Consider the following 20057-nt stretch of genomic DNA (forward strand, 5'->3'; position numbering starts at 1 on the left):
TTAAAAACCCCAGAATCAAGAAATATCCTGAATCTGGGGTTTACCAATTACTAACCAAACATTAAAAATGAAATTATTTTACGTCCCAGAAAATTTTGGTACTTAAATTATCTTTGTCTTTAACAGTATTGTAATTTGTTGTATTGTAAACACGCTCAGAGTTTGGATATGTCCAACGAGTTGGAGGTGTCTTTCTGATTGTACTTGTTTCATCTTCCATGAAACTAAGTGCTGGAAGTTTTAATCTTCTTTGTTCAGCCCAAGTTTCGTCAGCCTGCATGATGTTGTAGTGAATGTACTTTTGGAAAGCAATTAACTTCAATTGATCTGCTGCTGTTGTTGCTCCTGCAAAGTTAATTTTTGCAATATAAGCATCAATTTCAGCTGTTGTAGGCTCTGCTGCTGGTTTCCAAGTTAAAACATCAGCTTTATCTCCTAATCTTACATAATACTCAATCGATTGTCTAATCGCTTTTTCGAAATACGTTTTTGCAGCACCACTATTACCGCTTCTTGAATAATACTCTGCAAGAAGTAAGTTTACTTCAGCAGCATTAATCAATGTTCCAGGAAGCCACTTGTTTCTACTAATTACAGATCTATTATAAATCGCTATTTTAGTATCAGCAATTAACTGATCTTGAGCTCCTGCTGCCAACAATGGATCAAGTCCTACATAACTTGTTGCACTTGCCCCTATTTCAAACAACCAAGGTTCACGTGGATCGCTGTTAGCATTCATATGATCAATCATTGGTTTTGGTGCAAGATTGTTATTTCCTGATTCTAAAGCATCAAAGAAACCTGAAGTATCTAAATCTGTATCTTGAGTATAAACTCTAAATGCGATATTCTCTGAGTTTTCATCCACAATTTTCGCTTCCGCGATGATTGCAGCTATTTCTGAATTTGCTCTAGCTGCAAAAGCTGGAACCGCAGAAACTCTGTTTAACAATTTCAATCGCAAAGAATTACAGTAGTTTTGCCACATTACCAAGTTTCCTTTGTTAATCAAGTCTTGGTTTTTGAATTCTACTACCACCTTAGGAGACAAAGTAATTGTATTCAATTCAGTAGAAAAAGCTTTCAACTCATCTAACATTTTGATGTAAAGCTCCGTTTGATTGTCGTACTTAGCTGCCGCAGCATCATAATTACCACCAGTCGTACTAATTTTACCTGCTTCAGAGAAAGGAATATCTCCAAAATTATCAATCATTTTTGAGGTATGATCGTACAAGTAAATTGTAGAAGTAACTGTATAAATTCTATTTTCTGCCTGCTCTGCTGGAGTTAAAGAAGCCATTACTTTTTCCAACTCTCTGTACTGCGTAATGAATTTGTAATATCTATCCCATCTGTTCGTTACTGCTGCTCCAGGAACAAAACGTCCTGCTGCATTAACAATACCGTGAGCTTGAGTATAATTCAAAGAAGTTGTTCTAATCACCGTAAAGTAATTCCAATACGATGGGATAACATCCTCAAAGTTAATTTTCATAAACCCCGCAAACTGCTTAGGTACATTTGTTGCCGTTACAGTAGATGGATCTTTATACGCATTTTCAAAATCACTGTCTGAACAAGAGCCCAAAAAGATCGCCGCTGTCGTTAATGATATATATAATAATTTTCTCATGTTGTCTGTTTTTTAATTATAATTTACGCAATTAGAAAGATGCTCTTAACATTACTCCATAACTTCTTGTAGAAGGGCTTACACCAGCATTGTTTACGTTTTTATCCCATCTAGATCCAGAAGTAGTTGCTTCAGCATCCATATCTTTAATGGTTCTGTAGATGTAGAACAAGTTACGTCCAAATAAAGAAAGACTTAATTTAGTAGCACCAATTTTACTAGCGTATGAAGCTGGAACATTGAATCCAAGAGATAACTCTCTTAATTTCACATAATCATTCTTTTTAACGTATAATTCATAACGTGAGCTGCTGTATTGTGGTCCTCCCCAGTTATAAGTAGTAACATAATAACCCGCTTGAGAAACCACATTTGTATTTGGAGTACCATCTACATTAACACCATCCATTAACATACCATCACGGAATACTGGTTGACCAGCTGGACCTGCAGTTGCAGTGTTTGGAACCTGAACTCCCTTACCATTGTCCATGTAATACGTTAAACCACCACGCTCGTTTGTACTAGCATTCAATGATTCCTCCGTTAAACCTAAAGCTGTCATCCAGCTGATACCTGTTGGCATCAAAGAACCTCCGTAAGAATAATCAATATTTACATCTAATGTGAAATTTTTATACGTGAATGTGTTTAACAAACCTCCAACACCTTTAGCCATTGCTGATCCGTATTTTTCCCATTTGTCGCCATCAAGCATATAAAAACCATCAGAGTCAACCATTTTATTTCCATTAGCATCGGTTTTAACAGGGTGAGCATAAATACCTCCCATTGGGTCACCTACTACAGATTTTAATTGAGCAGCAGATCCATCATAATCAGCATGTAATAATTCACTTGCACCGTTAGCTAATTTTACAATCTTGTTGATGTTTTTAGCCCAGTTTAGAGTTACATCCCAAGAAAAATCTTGAGTTCTGAAAGGAGAACCTGTTAAGGCAATTTCGAATCCTTTGTTGTTTAACTCTCCAACGTTTGCTAATATTTTGCTAGCTCCAGTAGTTGGCGCTAAAGTCATATCAAGAATTTGATCTTTAATTTTTGCATTGTAGTAAGAAAAATCTAATCCTAATCTTCTATCAAAGAACTTTGTTTCAAAACCAAGCTCGTACTCATTTTTCATTTCAGGTTTAATTCCTTCATTTCCATAAATATCTTGAGAATTTGTAATCAAAACAGGATTTGCTGTACCTTGAGTTCCTAAAGTGTTTTGAACAAATGCAACGTTAGCTCTGTAACGATCTGGGTAGTTACCTACTATACCCCAAGAAGCTCTCATTTTTGCATAACTGATAAATTCTGGTAATGCAACCGCATCTGACAATATAAAACTTGAGTTTACAGAAGGATAAGTAAAAGCATTATTATCTGGATTCATTGTAGAAGTACGGTCTCTTCTGATCGTTCCTTCAATAAATAAATAGTTTCTAAAGCTACCGCTTAAAGTTCCAAAAATCGCATCTTTTACTGTCTCGTATCTTGTACTTTTACTAAGAGGTGTTCCTATAGATGAGTTCATATCATACCATCCTTCAACACTTAAACCTCCATTTGTATAACGAGATAATGTTCTTCCTGTTTCTTGTGTCCCTTGAAAACCAAGAACAGCATTTACACCAAAATCTTCATTAATTTTTTTATTGTATGTCAATAATACATCTCCATAAAGAATATTATAATCTTGAGCATCCATTAAAAAAGATCCTGAAACATCTCCTTCTCCACCAAATTTATAAACTAAAGGTATTTCCACAGGGTTTTTATTCTCTGTATTTACTGAAGTCAAATCAGTCGAAAGACGGCCGCGTAATGTTAACTCATTTGTAATTGAAAGCGTTTCAGTAACACTTGCAATTAAACGGTTTGTAATTTCCGATTGTCTTTTAGCATTTGTATTCCAAAAATAATCAGCAATATCGTTTCTAAATCCATTACGATAAATATTCTCACCCGGAGTTAAACTTTGAGTGTCTTTACCTGTAACATATTTATATCCTAAGCTCGTTTTGTATCTTGCTTTATACCAATCTCCATTAGAAAACGGGCTAATCATACCAGTGAAATTATTAACCAAACGATCCATACCGTAAGCACGGTTTGTAATGTTTTGATTCAAATAACTTACAATTACATCTGTTTTTAATTTACCTGTTTTGAAAGATGCGTTTAAGTTAAAGTTGTTTTTCTTGTTGTTGTTCCCCATACTTAAACCTTCTGATTCAATATGTGTGTAAGAGAAACGAGTGCTGCTGTTTTCAGTATTGTTTGTAAGTGCAATGTTTGTAGTCGCATCCCAAGCATTTTGAAACATATTTTTGTATCCATCTTTTTGAGGTGAATAAGGACGCACTACTCCATCCCAAGTCATAACTGGTTGTCCGTCAAACCAAGGACCATAATTATAACTACTATTAGAAACTCCTCTAGTGTCAGGTGTACCGTCTCCATTTGTATCATACTGTGTAAAACCATTTGGAGCTAAGAATCCTGTAGAAAAATTTGCATTTGACCATCCTGGACCTCTTGCGTATTGAAATCTAGGTAAGTATGCAATTTCATTACCTGAATAACTCGTACTAAAATCTACACCTAACCCTTTTTTTCCCTTACCTGATTTAGAAGTAATCAATACAACTCCATTTACAGCTTCAGAACCGTATAAAGCAGCTGCAGATGCTCCTTTAAGAATAGAGATGTTCTCAATATCTTCAGGGTTAATATCTGCTAAACCATTGTTTTTTACACGTTGCTCATTCCAGTAATCACTATTGTTTACCTCACCATCACGAATAGGCACACCATCTAAAATGATAAGCGGCTGATTTCTACCTGTAATAGAGTTGATACCACGAATCTGGATATTGATTGCTCCAGCTCCTCCTGGTGTAGATGTAATACGAACACCCGGTGCTTTACCGTACAAAGAGTTAGCAATTGTTGGAGATGCTGTTTTTGTGATCGCATCAGCTTTAATTATACTTGTCGCATAACCAATTGCTTTATTCTTTTTAGTTTGTCCTAAAGCGGTAACTGTAACTCCTTCAAGTTCATTTGTTGCACTTGCCAGCTTAACTTCCATTCCATCAACAGCTTTTAATTCTGTTGTTTTAAACCCAATCGAACTTATGATGATTGTGGCACCTTCTTTAACTGAAATCTTGAATGCTCCATTCTCATCAGTAAGCGTTTCTTGTTTCGTTCCTTTTTCCTTTACAATAACTGAAGGAATAGGAAGATTTGCGTTGTCTGTAATTACACCGGAGATTGTTTTGTTTTGTGCACTAACTCCTTCGTAGCACAATACCATTAGAAAAACTAACAGTGATTTGTATAACAGTTTTCTCATAATTAATATTAGTTTGGTTTGGTTTTAATTTTTGTTTAAATTAAAAGGTTCTGAATTTTAAAAAAATAGTAAATACTAAAACCTTTAATTCTATATTACTTAATTTACCCTTTCAGCATTTAGTAATAATTTAAGTTTCCTGAATAACATTTTTCTATTTCTTTTACATCATAAGCGTCTTTGTTTTTATTTAATAATTTGTTTAGTTCTCTTGAGTTGCTTACTAATTCAACTATATCGTTTTAGTGATATTCTTTAAAAAAAAGGGTGCAATTTTTAAACCGATTCCCTTATTGTCAAACTTCCTTTTTTCTTTTCTTTTACAACCTTATAACTGCTGCCGTCACTCATTTGCTTCATCAACAATTTGATTGTTTTTTTCCCCATCTCTTCAATTGGCTGTGATAATACAGTTATGGATGGCGAATGAAGTCTAAAACTGTCATGATCATCAAAACTAATAACTGCTTTATCTACAGGAATTCTTAACCCAAGTTTGCTTAAAGACTGTAATCCAGCAAGAAGCAAATAATTTGCTCCAAACAAAACAGCATCTATATCACTTGTTTTATCCAAAAATTCAGAGATCTTTTCAATTCGTTCTTCTTCACTAATATGATACTCTAAGTCTAAAATTTTAGATTCATCATATAAACCCACTTCTTTTAATGCTTTTGTATATCCTTGCTTTCTCAAATTCATCTGAATCAACTGCGAAGAGTTGGTTACAAATGCAATTTTTCGAAATCCTTTTTTTAATAAATAGTGTGTCGCCGTTTCTGCTCCTTCAAAATTATCAAGTACTACATGGCTCACATCCTGTTCTTCAAAATAACGATCGACCAAAACAACCGGACATTGTAATTCTAACAATCTATCTATAGTCGATTTCATATTCTCGGTTGGCGTTATAATAAAACCGTCGACATTTGCCTGAAGTAAACTATTAACCAACTCAACCGCACGTTCATCATTCCCGCCTGTACTGCAATAAAAAACTCTATAATTTAAGTCTATTGCTTCTCTCTCTATTACTCTTGCTAAATCAGAAAAAAACTGATTTGAAATATCTTCTACAATAAGCCCAATCGATCTTGTTTTACCAGTTCTTAAACTACTGGCAATCATATTGAGTTTAAATTTCATTTCTTCACTAACCTTAAAAACTTTTTTGATCACTTCCTTACTTATCCCCATCTTCTCACCTTTATCATTAAGAACAAATGAAACCGTAGTTACCGATACATTTGCCGCCTTAGCGATATCTTTGATAGTGATCTTTTTTTTCATAAAACGTTAAGTTTATCTTAAACCTTAGTTAATTTATTAAAACAAATATATTTTAATAAAACGATTTACAAAAACGTTTTAGTATTTTTTTTTGCAGCAAAATGACTTTTTTAACATTTAAAAAAAACATAGCCTAATTTTACTCATAATTCACCTCAAATAAAACAAACACAAGTAATTAAATGAATATTATTTTTCTCACAAACCCTTAAAAAGCATCGAAATTTCAGAAAAACTAAAACTTTAAAAAAATGAAGAAAAAAAACAGCGTTATTGTAAATTATTTAACATAAATATATGTTAAGCTTAATTCTCTTTAACAAATAACAATTTTGTAATAAATGTAACTTTTTATAAAGTTTTTATTTTTCATTATTTTATTAACTTCATCAAATAATCACCTCTTCATTTTAAAAATTTACCCTCTTACTTTTTTTAACTTAAAAAATTGTAAGCTTTTATTTGCATTTGTTTTTATAAACCGATGCTTTTCTAATAAAGCACTCCGTTTTTTAGTGTAAACTGTTTCTTTTGAACTCAAAAAAGTCTCTTTACATCCTTTACATTAAAGCTCATAAACAACATAAGCACTTACCATCCAATGATTTGAAGTTCCGTTAGCATTTTTTTGAGCTTCTGGAATACTAAAAATAGCTGTATGTTTTCCTTCATTTAATTCTAATGGAACAATCATAGGCGGAACGTTACTTCCCGGACACCAATTTGAACGACTTAAATCACTGCTTGCAATTGGTTCTTCAATTTCTTTTACTGCATAAGTTCCTTTATCATCCTGAATATAAGGTGCTTTTCTTTTCTTCAACCAAACTCCCGTTCCTGGATTGAATCGTCGGAAACTGGCGCAGTCATCTCGCCACGGAATAAAATCAATTACTTTTTTTCCGTCTATTTTTACAATATTCTGTTTCTTAACAAATTCATCTCCTTCACCATGACCCCCATGACCAGTTGTTATGTAATATAGTTTTGGATTCTTAGCTCCTTTTGGCAGATTAAATTCTGCTTGAAAATCTTTGTAAGCAAACAATTCATCGTTACCTTGATTTGGTCCAAAGGGTTCTGTATTCAAAATTGGAACAACGATTTTATTCTTTGGCAAATCACAGCTCAACTCACTTGGAGTAAGATTAATAGATGCATTTACAATATGTCCTCCTTTAGTATAATTTCCTATATGAACTCCAACCCAAACTTCACCTTGAAGCAACGTTGAAAACTGCGAAATATCTTCTTTCCATCTCACCTCTTTTTCCCAATACGGAATGTAAACGGGTTTGCGCTGTAATGAATCATTGCTAAAAAAGCCAATACCAAAAGTGGTCATAAAACGCATTAATTCTACTGTTGGCGCAAAGTTACCTTCTGGAGCTATCATTTTAATTTTAGTATATTCATTCGAAGCAAACTTTTTTCCTTTCACCACTTCTTCTAAAGAATTGTTCTTATCAACTGGAAGAACAAAAATTGATCCTGCTCTATCGTAACGATCGCCGCCCGAAATAACACTTACATTAATTTCGTATTTAGTATTTACTTTTTGCTTTGGAAAAGTCAGCTTTTTAAAAACATATTGCCCGCCGCCATAATAAACGTTTCCATTAGCATCAGTCGAAAAGTCTTTGCATTTATCATCATGCTGTACTCTTACCTGATTAAATATTTCAAGTTTTTGCCCTGTAACATGATTACTAAATAGTAATGTACTTAACAGTATTGCAAAAATTATTTTTTTCATATTCTATAAATTTCTTTTGTATTTTTTTATTCAGAGGTTTAAAACCTCCTAACTAAAACTCTAAATTATTTGGTAACCGTAATAATTTCTCTTAATCGAATGTCTCTTGACGAAGCTCCAATCATAATTCTAAAATCCCCTGGTTCAACAACCCATTTCATATCTTCGTTTAGCATTTGTAATGTTTCTTTGTTAATCTCAAACGAAACCTCTTTTGATTCTCCTGCTTTAAGCGAAATTCTTTGAAAACCTTTCATTTGTTTAATTGGCTGCGCAATTGATGATAAAAGATCTCTTACATACAACTGAACCACTTCGTCACCATCAACTTTACTCGTATTTTTTATGGTGCAATACACTTTTGTAGTTTCTGATTTTCCGATTTGTTTTTTGTCGAATCGCAAATTGCTGTATTCAAAAGTCGAATAACTTAATCCGTAACCAAACGGAAATAAAGGCGCTCCGTTCAAATTAGTATAATCATCAGAACGTCCTGTTGGTTTATGATTGTAGACCAACGGTAATTGCCCTTCAAAAACAGGGAAAGTAATTGGTAAACGTCCCGCTGGATTTTTATCTCCAAATAAAATATTGGCTACAGCATGGCCTCCATCTTCACCAGGATACCAAACGTCTAGAATAGAAGGCACATTATTGATCCATTTATCCATTGTAATGGCGCTTCCGCCTACTAAAACTACAACAACTGGTTTTCCTGCAGTAGCAACAGCATTTATTAATTCTTCCTGATGTCCTAATAAACCTAAATAAGCTCTGTCATTAAATTCTCCTTCTTCAATTCCTGCAGCAATTACGGCAACATCTGATTTTTTAGCCGCTGCAACAGCTTCTTCAATCTTCTTTTGCCAATCATTATTAACACCAATATTCCAAACTAATTTGAATTTGGCATAACCCTGCGATTCAAAAAAATCAATTTTAATATCGTATTCTTTATCTTTTTCAAAATTGAAATCAACCAATTTTGTCGAATAGGTTTGGCTTTTCCAGTTGTCAATAATTAATTTTCCGTTCAGATATAAACGATAACCATCATTGCCTTCAAAACCTATTTTATAAGTTCCCGATACTGGCGATTTGATTTTTCCTGTCCACTTTGCGGAATAAAAATCATAATTTATTTTTTCTTGATCTGGAGAATATAATGTCCAATCAAAACTAATTGCATTGTCTAATCTTGTCAATGCAGGAGTTCCGCTTAATTGTACATTGTTGAAATATTCTGCCGATAATCCGTTTACAGTTTTTCCTTTTTCAACGCTGAATAAATTAGCAGACGGAACAACAGTATATTCTTTATTTCTTCTTCCACAGCCTTCTGCTAAATTAATGACAGCTGATGAACCCAGCTTTGCTTTTATACCGTCAAGCATACTTACTTTTCCGTTCCCGGGACCACTGTAACCGCCTAAACGTGCTTCGGTAATATCGTTTCCTATTAAAGCAATTGATTGTATAGATTTTTTAAGAGGAAGAATATTGTTATCATTTTTCAATAAAACCATTCCTTTTTCGGCAGCTTCTCTTGCTAATAATTTATGAGCTGGATTTCCGTTCCATTTATTAGTTTCCCTTTCATCAGCATATGGATTTTCGAACAATCCCAATTCAAATTTCAATCTCAAAACTCGCGATACAGCTTCGTCGATATTTTTCATATCTATTCTTCCGTCTAAGAAAGGCGGCTGGAATAATTTGTAATGATCGTAAGCCGTTTGAAAAATTACATCAAGACCATTATTGATTGCATTTGCACTCGATTCAGGATAATCTTTTGCCGTATAATGCAGTACATTTCCTCCGCCAACAGCATTTGCATCCGAAATAATGAATCCTTTAAAATTCATTTCTCCTTTCAGTTTTTTATTCAACAGCCAATCGTTTGCTGTACACGGACTTCCGTTTATAGTATTGTACGAAGTCATAACACTTCGACTGCCGCCTTCATTAAAGCAGGCACGGAATGGAGGAAACTGATATTCTTCTAAGTAACGTTCATTATAATCAATTGGATAGCTGTCACGACCGCCGTCTCCGCTGTTTGCAAGGAAATGTTTTGGAGTTGTGATTACTCCTCTTTCTTCAAAAGACGACACATAAGCGACTCCCATTTTTGAAGAAAGAAAAGGATCTTCACCATACGTTTCCTCTACTCGTCCCCATCGAACATCTGAAGCAAGATTTACAACAGGCGATAAAATTTGACGTATTCCACGGCTTTTTGATTCTAATGCAATTGCTGTTGAAACCCTTTTCATTAACCCCGGATCAAACGTCGCCGCCAATGAAATAGATTGCGGAAAAGCTGTTGCACCGTCTCTGACTAATCCGTGCAATGCTTCATCAAAAGCAATTATAGGAATTCCTAAACGTGTTTTTTCGACAAAATATTTCTGTATTTTATTAATTAGTTTTACTGTTTCTTTTGCATTACTTGCTGCGCTGTAATCTAAAATTTGATTACTTGCATCACTGCTTCCTTTGGCACTTACTTGAAAGCCAAAAATTCCGTTTTTATAATTCCCTGCTCCATCAGACAAATCACCGGGAATCATAAACATCTGCCAAAATTTTTCCTCAACTGTCATTCGGGACAGTAAATCCTGAACGCGTTCGTCGATGGGTAATTTTGGATTTTTATACTTTGGAGTGTTCTGCGAAAAAATGGTTTGAACTCCAAGAAATAAAACTATTAAAAGTGTTTTTTTGTTCATGATAATACTGCTGTTGTGCTGAATGGATTGAATGTCTTCTTTATAAAAAATGCCATCCTCAAAAGTTGAAGATGACATTTTTTATGCTTTTATTAATTTGTCAAGAAACCGCCTTGACCTCTGTATAATTTAATTGGTGCATCTAATGTTACTTTAATACAAGTCACATATTTGTCTGCTGTATTCTCTGGTAAATCGATATAAACTAATCCTGGAACTGCGCTCCAAGAAATTTTCCCTACTACTTTGTGCGTTAATTTTACATTTGATCCTAAAACTGTAATATCTTGAATTTTGTTATCAAGACCTTTTAACATCAATTGTCCTGAAGTTTTTCCATGTACAAATAAGTAAAGTGTTTTTGAGTCTTTAGAAAGTGTAGTTGGTCCATAAAAATGTCCTAACGGAATTCCCGGAATAGTTCCAAAAATACCTTCACCATTTCTTCTGTTCCAGTCTCCAAGCTCTTTCAATGTTGAAACTACTGTTTCTGGATAAGTTCCATCAGGTTTTGGTCCTATGTCCAGCAATAAATTTCCTCCATTTGAAACTGCATCTACAAAAATCGTAATGATTTCGTAAGGTGTTTTCCAATTGTTATCGCTCACACGGTATCCCCAGTTTTCATTCATAGTCATACATAATTCCCACCATTTGAATGCAGGACGCACAACTGGAAAGTTTTGCTCTGGAGTATCATAATCACCGTAACCTTGCAAACGTCCGTTAATGATTGTGTTTGGATTTCTATCTAACATCATTTTACGCGTTTTCTCAGCCTGCCATTCGTCAGCACTATGTTCCCAATCACCGTCAAACCACCATAAATCTGGGTTGTACCAATCTGAAATTTCTTTAATTTGTCCTTGAAAGAACTTTTGAAAACGTTCCCAGCGAGCTGGTTCTTTTTTAATATCATAACGTGCTTTATCTTTCAAGAAACCTGGATAATCGTTGTGTGTCCAATCGATTAATGAAAAATAAGCACCGCATTTAATATCTCTTTTGCGTAATTCTTCAAAGAATGGTTTAATCATATCTTTTTTGGCAGGAGTTGTTTTTACTGAACTCAACTTACCTAATTTAGTATCGTACATAGCCACACCATCGTGGTGTTTTGTTGTAATTACTGCATATTTAGCTCCTGAATCTTTGATCATATCAGCCCAAGCTGCAGGATCATATTTACTCAAAGTGTAACTTTTTTGCTGTTTCATATAATTTTCTACTGAAATTTTCCCATTATGAAAACTCCAAGATTCAGAAACATCAGCAACCGAATAAATTCCGGCATGAATAAAAATTCCAAGCTTAGCATCTTCAAACCATTTCATTTTTTCAGCAATATCTTTTGCAGCAATTTTGTTCTGCGCACTGCCCGCAATAGATGTTCCTAAGAACAAAGCGGTTAAGATTATCTTTTTAATCATTTTAAGTTTATTTTGTTTGTTTATTATTTAATTCTGATTATTGTTGAAGCACCTTGTAATCCTGCACTTTCTGCTTTTACTGTAAATTGTCCTTTTTGATCTTTCTTAGCTTTAACAATTACTAGCACTTTACCATTAAAAGCAGGTCTTTCTGTACTTTGAAACGGTACAAAACTAGTGGCGTCACCATTATCTGTAGCTACAATTTCTCCAGCTCCTTCAATTGAAAATTTCACTAATGGATTTGAACGAGGAACAACTAAACCATTATTATCAGTCACATCGACCGTTACAAAAACCAAATCAACATCGTCTGCAAGAACTTCTGTTCTATCTGCCGCCATTTTTAATTTTGCTTCTGCTCCTGTTGTTTTAACGATATCTGTTGCCCATACTTTGCCGTTTTTATAGCAAACCACTTTCAGCTCACCTGGTGTATACACGACATTATCCCAAGTTAAACGGAAATCTTTTCCAGCTTCCATTTTCTTTCTTCCAAGGCTTTTTCCGTTTAAGAACAATTCACCTTCGTTTCCAGAAGTATAAACATGTACAGGAACTACTTTCCCAACTCTTTCGCTCCAGTTCCAATGAGGCAGAATGTGCGCTGTAGGAACATCTGGTCTCCAATGTGATTTGTAGCTGTAATAACGATCCTTTGGAAATCCGGCCAAATCGATAATTCCAAAATAACTGCTTCTTGACGGCGGATTACTTTTTTGCAATTCTGCCAATTTTGCTTCTAATTCTTTTTGTTTAGAAGGATCTGTTCTAAAATTCAACAAATTTGTTTCATCTGAATTATACGGTGTTGGTTCTCCCAAATAATCAAAACCTGTCCAAACATATTCTCCTAATAAATGCGGATATTTTGCATTGGTGCGAAATTGTGTATCTGGCGAACATCCCCAACCTGGAAAAGCATCATCATAAGATGAAATTTGCCAAGATTTTTTATCGAATTTATCATCGAAAAAGTATTCTCCTCTTGAACTTACAGTTGAAGCGGTTTCGCTTCCCAATGTTGGTTTATTGGCATATCTTGGATCAACATCCCATTTTGGCTGCTGGTCAAAAAAGTAATTTACTCCCATAATATCAAGTGCCATAGCGGCTCCTGAACCTCTACCGCCATCGGGGTCATTATAACCGTTAGAAATTGGACGTGTTGGATCTTCTCTACGCATAATGTCAGCCAGTTCTTTGGTTAATTTTACGTTTTGCTGATCTGGAACTTCGTTTCCAATTGACCAAATAAATACCGAAGGATTGTTTCTGTCTCTGCGAACCAATGCCATTAAATCTCTTTCATGCCATTCGTCGAAAATTACATTGTAATCAAATTTCTTTTTTCCAATTCTCCAAGCATCAAAAGCTTCATCCCAAACTAAGAATCCCATTTTATCAGCCAATTCTAACAATTCTGGAGCAGGCGGATTATGAGAAGTTCTTAACGAATTACACCCCATTTCCTTCAACATTACTAATTGTCTTTTTAATGCCGATGTATTGATAGCAGCACCCAGCGCCCCTAAATCATGATGGTTGCAGGTTCCAAAAATTTCTACTCTTTTCCCATTTAATAAAAATCCATTTCTTGGTGTAAACTCAATCGTTCTAATGCCAAAAGGAGTATTATATGTATCAACTACTTTTCCGTCAACGCTTATTTTAGTTTGTGCTACATAACGATTTGGTGTTTTTAAATCCCATAATTTAGGGTTGTTCAAAACCGAATGTGTTTCTGCTTCTTCACTTCCGTTAGCTTTAATATCAAGTGTTGAAGTAATTAATGAACCTACTTTTGCTTTGAGATTGTCATTGATATCTATTTCATATAAATCTGTTGTAACAACTGCTTTTACAGGCTTATTTGAAGCATTTTCTACGTTTACCAATACTTTAATATCAGCTGCTTCTTTGGTAATATTTGGTGTTGTCACAAAAGTTCCCCAATGGGCAACGTGTACGGGACTCGTTTTTACCAGCCAAACATGACGATAGATTCCGGCACCTGGATACCAGCGGGAATCCCAATTTTCAGTATCTAAACGAACAGCTAAAACATTCTCTTGACCAAATTTTAAAAACGGAGTCAAGTTCATACGGAAGGAATTATAACCAAATGGCCAAGTTCCTACATAATTTCCGTTTAAATAAATTTTAGCATTAGCCATAGCGCCATCAAAATCAACAAAAATTTGTTTTCCAGAATCTGAAGCAGGAACCGTAAAATGTTTGCGATACCATCCTATTCCTTTCCAAGGTAATTTTCCAGTTTCACCTCTTAATTCGATTCTAAAAGGTCCTTTGATAGCCCAATCGTGCGGCAGATTTAATTTTTCCCAATTAGATTCGTTTAAAGAAACTGCTTCTAAATTTTTAGGTTCTTCTTTTACTAATCCGTCCGCCAGAGATCCGTATCTTGAAAAGAGCCAATTATCATCAAAAGACTGTGTATCTGTTGATCCCATTCTCTTTATGGCTGCTTGCTGCGAAAACACAGACGATCCCATTATTAAACAAAGCACTACTACTAGGCTTTTGCTTATCGAAAACATCTTTTTGTTCATGTTTGGTTTATTTAGTTATTCTGTTTTTTGGTATTGTTAAAGCAAATTTGTTCCGCTACAAGGAACGGTCTAAATGTGTATATCCGCCATCAACATAAATCAGCTGTCCCGTTGTATGACTTGATTTATCAGACAACAAGAATACGGTCATATTTGCAATTTCTTCTGCAGTCGTCATTCTGTTTTCTAACGGAATTTTAGCTGTGATTTCTTTTAATTTTTGTTCTGGATTTTCAAGCGTATTAATCCATGTTTCGTATAAAGGCGTATAACATTCAGCCACTATAACCGAGTTTACACGTATTCCGTATTTTAATAATTCAACTGCCCATTCACGAGTCAAAGCATTACGACCACCATTTGATGCTGCATAAGCCGAAGTATTCCCTTGTCCAGTATCTGCAGTTTTTGAACCTATATTTACAATTGCCCCTTTTGTTTTTTTCAATTCTGGCAAAGCGTGCTGCGCAATCAAATAATAATGAGTCAAATTTTTATGAATCGATGCGATGAACTTTTCATAACTACCGCTTTCTAAACCAACGCCATCATTTACACCTGCATTATTCACCAATCCATCAATACGTCCGTATAAAGCAACAATTTGATCTATAGCAGTTTTGCAAGCCTCTGGATTAGTTAATTCAGCAACTACAGACAAGGCTTTTCCGTTTTCAGCTTCTATTTGTCTTATAGCTGCCTGATTATCATCATCATCTCTTCCAATTATCACCGGAATAGCTCCTTCACCAGCCAGAACCTTACAGATTCCTAGTCCGATTCCTTTTGCTCCGCCGGTTACGATAATTATTTTATCTTTTAAATTAAGGTTCATTTATTCTTTATTATGGTTAGATAGTTTTTTTGTGCAACCCGTAAATTGTTTTTTTTTAAAACACATAGAAACATAGTTTTTATGTGTTTAAAAAAAGTAAATCAAAAAGAAACTCGTTTCTCACACATAGCTATGTGTCTTAATACAAGTGAAACGCCTTTTTTGAGTTCAATAATTCTATGTTTCTATGTGTTAAAAAATAATTATCCCCACAGGTTATTATTATAAATGATAAAATTGAACTGCATTACTGCTCCAAAATTTATCTTGATCTGCTCTCGAAAATTTCGAAAAATAATCTTCAACAATATCACATGAAGACGAATACGAAGCTGCAAGCAAACTCACAGGCCAATCACTGCCAAACATCAAGCGATCAATTCCAAATACTTCAGTAACTACATCTAAGCAATACGTAAAATCCTCACGTGTCCAATTACTCCAATCCGCTTCAGTTACCAAACCTGAAACCTTACACATTACATTAGGAAATTTTGCAATTGCTCTAATTCCTTTCTCCCACTCGTTGAATTCTTTATTTTTGAAATCTGGTTTTGCCAAATGATCAATAACAAATTTTTGTTTTGGAAACTTCTCAACTAATTTTACCGCATTCTCCAAATGTTTAGGAAAAATCAAAATATCATAAGTGAAATTGTGTTTTACCAATTTCGAAATTCCATTTTGAAATTTTTTCTGAAGCATAAAATCAAGATCCGATTCTGCCTGAACAATGTGTCTGAATCCCTTTAGTTTTTCATACTGAGCATAATATTCTAAGCGTTCATCAATATTTTCAGCACATAAATCAACCCAGCCTACAACACCTTTTATAAAAACATTCTCTTTGGCAAGATCTAAAAGAAAACCTGTTTCCTCTTCACTTTGATCCGCTTGAACAGCAACACAGCCTTCAAACTGATTTTTGATTAGTAAAGGCTCCAAATCTGAAGGCATAAAATCTTGCTGGATTACTTTCATTTCATCAGTAATCCAAGCGTCTTTTATAGGATGGTATTTCCAAAAATGCTGATGGCTATCTATTTTCATGCAAATCGAATATTTTATCCATCAACATCCATTTTTCACCTTCTTTTGCCCAAGGCAGTGCTTTTTGATATTTCCACATCAATTCTTCCCATTTTTGCACTACAGGATTATTCGCGTCCATCTCTCCTTTTCTTTCAAAAGTAAAAGTGTCATCAGCTTCAATAATCATAAACATTCTATTGCCAACACAGTAAATATCAAGATTCACAATACCTGAATTGGTAATGCTTTCTGTAATTTCCGGCCAGATCTTTTCATGATACTTTTTGTATTCTGCCATTAACACCGGGTCTTCATTTAAATCTAATGCGAGACAATATTTTTGCGTTACCATATTACTTTATTTAAAACTTTAGATAAAACATCTAAATCTATTTATTTTCAATTATTAACAGTTAAAAAAAACTGATTATTGAGCGCTTACTTTAATAACAATACCTGCTTGTTTTGCTAATTCTGCACGCTGCGATTTAGGAACCGAAACACTGATTCCACCGCTTACTTTTTTATAGCTTAACTTTGTTTTACTTCCTAAAAGCACCACATTTAATTTTCCTTTTATATCATTTTTGATGATAATTTCAGAAGGAATTTCTTTTTCATTTGCAGCTGGAAGATAAATTCCAAAAACTGTTTTTTCTCCTTTTGAAGTGTAGTACAAATTACCTTCAGAATAAGGTGCAATTGGCTTTGTAGCATAAATCGCTTCGCCGTTTACATCCAGCCATTTTCCAACTTCGGCTAATGCTTTTTGTATTTTAGGTTCAAAATCACCTTTTCCATCAGGGCCGACGCCAAGAAGTAAATTACCACCTTTGGCAACAATTCCAGTTAATAATTGAATTACTTCAGTTCCTGATTTATATTTATCATTTGGCACCCAGCCCCAATCATTACCAAGTGTTACACAGCTTTCCCATGGCACCGCAATTGGTTTTTCGAGTACTTTGCGCTCAGGAGTTAGATAATCTTCATATTCACCCGGAACCCAGCGATCAACAACAATAAGTCCTGGTTGCTTTTTACGTGCCGTTTCGGCAATTACTTTCATATCGATATCTAAGTTCTGACGGTTCTTTTTTCCTTCAATTTGTTTTGCTGGACGAACCCATCCTCCGTCAAGCCAAAGAATATCTACTTTACCATAATCTGTTGTTAATTCGTTTAACTGATTTTGGGTGTATTTTACAAAATTCTGCCATCTTTCAGGATGTGCTTTTACATCGTAATTTGGATTTCGATCTTTTGGCGGATAATACTTCCACCAAAAATCTTGTGAAGTCCAATCTGGTTTCGAAAAATAAATCCCAACTGATAATCCTTCTTTTCTAGAAGCATCCAAAACATTTCTTAATACATCTGGTTTTGCATTCTTAGCATTTGGCAAATTCGGATTTGTAATTTTAAAATCGGTAAATTTTGAATCATACATACAAAATCCGTCATGGTGCTTTGAGGTGAAAATCAAATATTTTGCACCGGCACTTTTAAACATTTTAGCCCATTTCTCTGAATCTAAATTTACAGGATTCAAGCTAAATCTTGCCCCGCGATAATCTGAAGCAAAAGAATCGTAATCATCATAACCATTACGAGTCACCCAATCTTCAGGAGCTAATCCCCACGATTCGCAAATTCCAAGCTGACTGTATAATCCCATATGAATAAGCACTCCAAACTTATAATCCTGCCATTTGGCTAAGTTTTCTTTTACCGCTTTATCTTTTGGAGCAATATAAGTATCTGCAGGTGTTTTTTCGTTTTCCGGCATAATATCTCCTTGCGCCTGAGACAAAGTTCCTACGGCAAAACAACAAACGGATAATACTAGTTTTAATCTGCTTTTCATGTGCTATAATTATGTTTTTCTAAACTTATACCTTATTATAAAACAGAGTGTCTTTCTTTTAAGTAAAAACTAACTTATTTACTAAATCGTTTTATATATTTTGACACTCCTTTTTGATGCAATCTCAAAAAAATAAAATTATCGTATTATTAAGTCTTATATTACTCCAAAATTATCATTAATTAAGCATTTATTATCTTTACAATTAATTTCATAAAAAAAAGAATAAAAAATAATGCAATCCCGATTTTTTTAGCCTTTTAAAAGAATATCTGCTTTTTATTCTTTATAAATTCAAATAGTTTGTTTCTATTTTCTTGCAGAAATAAAGTCGTTTTAGAAAAACAGCATTGTATTTATCTTTTCAGATAAATATGACCTGTATTTATAAATAGAATAAAGAATCTAAAACTAAACCAATGCCTTTTTTCTATATTCCTTTGGTGTTGTACCAATTAATTTTTTAAACAGCTTATTGAAGTTTGAAGCTGTTTTATAACCGCACTCATAGGCAATCTCAGAAACGCCTAAATCTGTTTCGATTAAATATTTGCAAGCATTAGAAACTCTAATTTCATTAAGATATTCTACAAAAGGCTTTTTGGTTTTAGCCTTGAACATTCTACAAAAAGATGTTGGTGTTAAATTGGCAATTTTAGAAATTTCATCTAGTGATATCTCTTCTTTAAAATTTGACTTTACATATTTAAAAACCTCTGCTAGACGGTCATTTTTATTATCATCATCTACCGAAACATATGAACTGTCATTGATGAATCTTAAATCTTTACTTTTTGATAAAAGGAATATGATCTCGATTAATCCCATAACCACTTCAAAACCTTTTTTCTTAAGCAGTTTTTCCAATTTTTTAGAAACAATAGCATTTGTCTGTCCAGTAATCGAAACTCCTTTTATAGCCTGAGAGAAAAACTTTTTAATTTCCTGCGCTTCGGGAAGTTCATAAAAAGAGGTTCCAAAAAGATCACGGCTAAAATAGATTACAATCGCTTTTGCCTTTAAGCTATTAATTCCTTTATAGAAAATTTCATCATTAAGCCAAACGTGCGGAATATCATCTCCCAGAAAAACCATATCGCCAGATTCGAATGATTCAACAGAATTTCCAATAATTCTTTTTCCGTGGCTTTCTAAAATATATACCAACTCAAATTCTGGATGTGAATGAAAAGGCGACTGAAAAAAAGATTCTTCACGCGAGAATACAGACAGCGATGTATTGGTATAAGAAGCAATGTTAGTCTTTACAATTTTCATTTTCAGAATAGTAATGATAATTAATAATTAAATAAGGATAAAATCGAATTAATCACTTATTTTTTTTAGATATAATTTTAAATTTCCCAAAAAACAAAAATAATAAAAAATTCATATGAGAATACTAAATCGATTTACTAAGTTTGAAAAATATAAAAATAAAAACGAAAATGAGTAATTAATTTTCATTTATTACAAAAAAAACAGCACTATTTTTTCTATGCTTTACCTTGATATATTGGCAGATTATGCAAA

General features: G+C 33.9%; 12 protein-coding genes. All 12 read right to left on the bottom strand.

Annotation, left to right across the window (positions count from 1 at the left end; all coding sequences use genetic code 11):
* Positions 1-73: 73 nt before the first annotated feature.
* The 12 genes from ACHRVL_RS10935 to ACHRVL_RS10990 all read right to left on the bottom strand — a co-directional run bounded on the left by ACHRVL_RS10935 (position 74) and on the right by ACHRVL_RS10990 (position 19802).
* On the bottom strand, positions 74-1639 hold the full coding sequence (locus ACHRVL_RS10935; RefSeq protein WP_395412659.1) for a SusD/RagB family nutrient-binding outer membrane lipoprotein: 1566 nt from the start codon (positions 1637-1639) through the stop codon (positions 74-76).
* Between the two features lie 31 nt (positions 1640-1670).
* On the bottom strand, positions 1671-5006 hold the full coding sequence (locus tag ACHRVL_RS10940) for a SusC/RagA family TonB-linked outer membrane protein (protein WP_395412661.1): 3336 nt from the start codon (positions 5004-5006) through the stop codon (positions 1671-1673).
* Positions 5007-5282: 276 nt separating this feature from the next.
* Positions 5283-6296, bottom strand: a complete 1014-nt coding sequence (locus ACHRVL_RS10945; protein ID WP_395412663.1) for a LacI family DNA-binding transcriptional regulator — start codon at positions 6294-6296, stop codon at positions 5283-5285.
* 565 nt (positions 6297-6861) lie between these two features.
* A complete protein-coding gene (locus tag ACHRVL_RS10950; protein ID WP_395412665.1) occupies positions 6862-8052 on the bottom strand; it encodes a peptide-N-glycosidase F-related protein in 1191 nt (396 codons plus the stop codon).
* A 65-nt stretch (positions 8053-8117) separates the two neighbouring features.
* Positions 8118-10865: a glycoside hydrolase family 3 C-terminal domain-containing protein gene (locus tag ACHRVL_RS10955; protein WP_395412666.1), complete on the bottom strand. Its 2748-nt coding sequence runs from the start codon at positions 10863-10865 to the stop codon at positions 8118-8120.
* Between the two features lie 14 nt (positions 10866-10879).
* Entirely contained in the window at positions 10880-12217 is a 1338-nt protein-coding gene (locus ACHRVL_RS10960; RefSeq protein ID WP_395412668.1) for an alpha-L-fucosidase, read from the bottom strand.
* Positions 12218-12240: 23 nt separating this feature from the next.
* The gene (gene galB, locus ACHRVL_RS10965; RefSeq protein ID WP_395412671.1) at positions 12241-14790 is read right to left on the bottom strand and encodes a beta-galactosidase GalB; all 2550 of its coding nucleotides are present in this window, start codon (positions 14788-14790) and stop codon (positions 12241-12243) included.
* Between the two features lie 55 nt (positions 14791-14845).
* Positions 14846-15625: an SDR family oxidoreductase gene (locus tag ACHRVL_RS10970; protein ID WP_395412672.1), complete on the bottom strand. Its 780-nt coding sequence runs from the start codon at positions 15623-15625 to the stop codon at positions 14846-14848.
* A gap of 222 nt (positions 15626-15847) precedes the next feature.
* The gene (locus ACHRVL_RS10975) at positions 15848-16675 is read right to left on the bottom strand and encodes an amidohydrolase family protein (protein ID WP_395412674.1); all 828 of its coding nucleotides are present in this window, start codon (positions 16673-16675) and stop codon (positions 15848-15850) included.
* Entirely contained in the window at positions 16662-17009 is a 348-nt protein-coding gene (locus ACHRVL_RS10980) for an L-rhamnose mutarotase (protein ID WP_395412676.1), read from the bottom strand. Before ACHRVL_RS10980 ends, ACHRVL_RS10975 begins: the two co-directional genes overlap by 14 nt.
* 75 nt (positions 17010-17084) lie before the next feature.
* Entirely contained in the window at positions 17085-18524 is a 1440-nt protein-coding gene (locus ACHRVL_RS10985; RefSeq protein ID WP_395412677.1) for an alpha-L-fucosidase, read from the bottom strand.
* A gap of 411 nt (positions 18525-18935) precedes the next feature.
* A complete protein-coding gene (locus ACHRVL_RS10990) occupies positions 18936-19802 on the bottom strand; it encodes an AraC family transcriptional regulator (RefSeq protein WP_129056040.1) in 867 nt (288 codons plus the stop codon).
* Positions 19803-20057 lie beyond the last annotated feature (255 nt).

Source organism: Flavobacterium sp. FlaQc-28, assembly GCF_044007415.1.
In the GTDB taxonomy this organism is placed as follows: domain Bacteria; phylum Bacteroidota; class Bacteroidia; order Flavobacteriales; family Flavobacteriaceae; genus Flavobacterium.